At 64.5% G+C, this 3,704-nt stretch carries 5 protein-coding genes; 1 reads left to right on the top strand and 4 read right to left on the bottom strand.

What is annotated here, in order from left to right; all coding sequences use genetic code 11:
• Positions 1-180: 180 nt before the first annotated feature.
• The gene (locus ACESL9_RS17455; RefSeq protein WP_372675351.1) at positions 181-474 is read left to right on the top strand and encodes a hypothetical protein; all 294 of its coding nucleotides are present in this window, start codon (positions 181-183) and stop codon (positions 472-474) included.
• Here the strand turns inward: ACESL9_RS17455 and ACESL9_RS17450 are convergent.
• The 4 genes from ACESL9_RS17450 to ACESL9_RS17435 all read right to left on the bottom strand — a co-directional run.
• The gene (locus tag ACESL9_RS17450) at positions 406-810 is read right to left on the bottom strand and encodes a DUF1499 domain-containing protein (protein WP_372675350.1); all 405 of its coding nucleotides are present in this window, start codon (positions 808-810) and stop codon (positions 406-408) included. The two genes, ACESL9_RS17455 and ACESL9_RS17450, sit on opposite strands and share 69 nt — an antisense overlap.
• Before the next feature lie 27 nt (positions 811-837).
• On the bottom strand, positions 838-1,806 hold the full coding sequence (gene speB, locus ACESL9_RS17445) for an agmatinase (protein WP_372675349.1): 969 nt from the start codon (positions 1,804-1,806) through the stop codon (positions 838-840).
• An 84-nt stretch (positions 1,807-1,890) separates the two neighbouring features.
• The gene (locus tag ACESL9_RS17440) at positions 1,891-3,054 is read right to left on the bottom strand and encodes a M20 aminoacylase family protein (RefSeq protein WP_372675348.1); all 1,164 of its coding nucleotides are present in this window, start codon (positions 3,052-3,054) and stop codon (positions 1,891-1,893) included.
• Positions 3,055-3,064: 10 nt separating this feature from the next.
• On the bottom strand, positions 3,065-3,704 hold a 640-nt coding region (locus tag ACESL9_RS17435; protein ID WP_372675347.1), incomplete at its 5' end, for an amidohydrolase.

Here is a 3,704-nt window from a genome sequence, read left to right as displayed (position 1 = left end):
GCGCATGCCGGTGCACGGGGGGTGTACAGGCGGTGCACGCCCGGTGCACAGCCCTTTTTTTGTCCCGAAACAGCGTTAACGCGGCAAAACGCCCTGTTAAACAAGGCGCAACGCTACCCTGTCATGCTGGAGGCGCGCAGATTTTCTTTGGAAACCCGGGAATCATGCTAGACTGGACCCATGAGCCGCCTCGCGATCATACTGTCCGTCCTGGCCACGCAGGCCGCCGCCGACGTTCAAAAGGGCGGCAAAACGGTCGACTGCTATTGCACCGACAAGACCGGCGCGCGCGTCGAGCTTGGCGAGAACATCTGCATGCAGGTCGATGGCAAGATGTTCATGGCCCAGTGCCAGATGTCGCTGAACAACCCGATGTGGCGCAAGCTCTCGGATGGCTGCCCGAGTTCAGAGCTGATCGATCCAGCGTTCGAGCCGCGCCCTGTTGACACCCATGTCGGAGCGGCCAAATCGTAGCCGCGAGTAGAGAAAGACCTCTGCGTCGTCCTGCCAGATCGTGATGTAGTCGGGAAACCCCCAGAGCTTCGAGCGGGCGACATAGGTGATCATGCCCTCTGAGGCGCTGCCAGCCAGCACCTCGGTGCGCGGCTCCGTGCGCGCTATTTCATCAATCTTTTCAAGCGTTTCGACACCGCCCCTCACCTTGCGCAGCGCCCCGCCCTCGAAATCCTTGGGCGCGCTCACCTGCGGCTTCACATGCCAGCGCGCCGGATCGCTTGGCGCCAGACGAACGTATGCAGCAAGCGCGACACCCACTGCCAGGATCAACCACCAGAGCATCATCCACCTCATGTTGTTGTCTGGGCCAGAACACCCATGTCAGCCCCGCCCTGTCATGCGCCAGGCCAGAAGGCAAATGATCTCCATCGCCGCATGCGCCCCGGCCACGGCCGTCGCTCCGGTGCTGTCGAAGGGCGGCGAAACCTCGACGACATCGCCCCCCTTGATGTCGATCCCCGCAAGCTCGCGCAGGATGATCGCCGCCTGCCCCGAGCTCAGGCCCCCCCAGACAGGCGTGCCCGTGCCGGGGGCGAAGGCCGGGTCGAGCCCGTCGATGTCGAAGGTGAGATACACCGGATTGCCCCCGACGATCTCACGGGCCTTCTTGGCCACGGCCAGAGGCCCGGTCTCATGCACCTCCCGCGCGTCGATGATGTTGACACCCAGCGTGTCCTCGTTGCTCGTCCTGATCCCGATCTGCACGGAGGTCTTCGGATCGACGATCCCGCTCTTCACGGCCTTGTAGAACATCGTCCCGTGGTCGATGCGGTCCATGTCGTCATCGGCCCATGTGTCGGTATGGGCATCGAACTGGATCAGCGAGATCGGCCCGAACTTCTCCGCGTAAGCCTTGAGAATCGGGAAGGAAATGTAGTGATCTCCCCCCAGCGCCACGCTCGCCGCACCGCTTTCGAGGATGCCCTTGATATGGGCGGTCAACGCCCCCGGAAAGGCGGGCACATTGGCGTAATCGAAGGCCAGGTCGCCATAGTCGACGACACTCACCTCATCGAGCGGGCTGAACCCCCAGCCATAGGGCGCATCGGGGCTTTGCAGCGCGCTCGCCTCGCGGATCGCCCGGGGGCCCAGCCGCGTGCCCGGGCGGTTGGTGACCGCCTGGTCGAAAGGCATGCCTGTCACGGCGATGTCCGCGCCGCTCAGATCCTTCGTATAGCGCCGCCGCAGAAACGAGAGCGCGCCGCCGAAGGTGTTCTCGAAGCTCACCCCGCGGTCGCTCTGCCGCGTGAAGGCCTCGTCCACGTATGTCTTGCTGTCTTCCAGTGCCATCGTCGTCTCTCCGTTAGCTTCCGTTCCCCTTTTTCGGGGCTGGTGGCGGGTGGGCGGGCGGGGCCGCCAGCCCCGAAAAAGGCTTCACTTCAAAGGCGCCGCCTTTTCGACGAGCCGCGCCAGGAACGAGGCCCCCACCGGCGCGATCTCGTCGTTGAAGTCATAGGCCGGATGATGGACCATCGCCCCCTCGCCATTGCCCACGAAGGCATAGACCCCGGGCCGCTGCTCGAGCATGTAGGAGAAATCCTCGGCCGCCATCATCGGCGTGGCCTCATCGTCAACCTTTTCCGCCCCCACGACCTCGCGCGCAACATTGGCTGCGAAGACGCTCTTGTCGGCGTCGTTCACGGTCGCGGGATAGCCCCGGTCATAGTCCAGCACCGCCTCGACACCGAAGCTTGCGGCCTGTCCGGCGACGATCTCGCCCATGCGCTGTTCCACCATGTCGCGCACATGGCTGTCGAAGCTGCGCACCGTGCCGCAGATGCGCGCGGTGTCGGGGATGATGTTGGTCGCCGATCCGGTGTTGATCTGCGTCACCGAGACGACAAGCCGCTCCTGGGCGTTGTTGTTGCGGCTCACGATGGTCTGGAGCGCCTGGACGATCCCCACGGCAGCCACCACGGGGTCGGTGCTCTCATGCGGCATGGCCCCGTGCCCGCCCTTGCCCTGGATGTCGATGTAGAAACTGTCCACCGCCGCCATCAGCGGCCCCGGTGCGAGCGCGATCTGCCCGGTCTCGAGGCCCGGCCCGTTGTGGATCGCGTAGACCTCGTCGATCCCGTAGCGCTCCATCATCCCTTCCTCGACCATGGCCTCGCCGCCGCCGCCGCCTTCCTCGTCGGGCTGGAAGATCAGCACGGCCCGGCCCGCGAAGTTGCGCGTCTCGGAGAGATATTTCGCCGCGCCGAGAAGCATCGCCGTGTGCCCGTCATGCCCGCAGGCATGCATCTTGCCCGGCACTGTCGAGGCCCAGTCAGCCCCGGTGATCTCCTCCATGGGCAGCGCATCCATGTCCGCCCTGAGCCCGATCACCGGCCCCTCGCCGCGGCCCTCGATCACGGCGACGACACCGCTCTCGGCCCAGCCGGTGCTGATCTCCTCGATGCCGAACTCCTTGAGACGGTCCACGACGAAAGCCGCCGTTTCATGACAGTCGCGGCCCAGCTCCGGGTTCATGTGAATGTGGCGCCGCCACGTCTTCATTTCGTCGGCAAATCCCGCGATACGATTGATAACCGGCATGGTCGTCTCCTCAGTTGTGCAGCGTCTCGATCAGGCGCGCGAAGAATGAAGCGCCCATCGGCGCGATCTCGTCGTTGAAGTCGAATTCGGGGTGGTGCACCGATGGCCCGATCCCCTGCCCGATGAAATAGAAGGCCCCGGGCCGCGCGTTCAGCATGTAGGAGAAATCCTCCGCGCCCATCTCGGGGGCGAGGTCGGTGACGACAAGCTCCTCGCCGACGATTTCGCGTGCCACGGCGGCCGATTTTTCCACCTGCTCGGCATGGTTTATCGTCGCGGGATAGAAACGCTCGTAGATGACCTCGGCGGTAATCCCGTCCGCCGCCGCCTGCCCCTCGGCAATCTGCTTGATCCGGCGCTCGGCAAGGTCGCGGTTGTCTTGCGAAAAGGTCCGCACCGTCCCTTCGAGGACCACCTCGTCAGGGATGATATTGGAGGCGGTGCCGCCATGGAACTTGGTCAGCGAAACGACGATCGGGTCGATCGGATCGGCGCTGCGGGCGGATATCGTCTGCAAGGCCTGGCCGATATTCATCGCCGTGATCATCGGATCGCGGCAACTGTGCGGATAGGCTGCGTGCCCGCCTACGCCCTTGACGTTAATCGTCCATTCATCAACGGCGGCCATGATCGGCCCCGGCGTTGTGCGA

It is taken from the genome of Aquicoccus sp. (assembly GCF_041686535.1).
Lineage (GTDB): Bacteria > Pseudomonadota > Alphaproteobacteria > Rhodobacterales > Rhodobacteraceae > Aquicoccus.
This window is presented reverse-complemented; position numbering and strand designations above follow the sequence as displayed.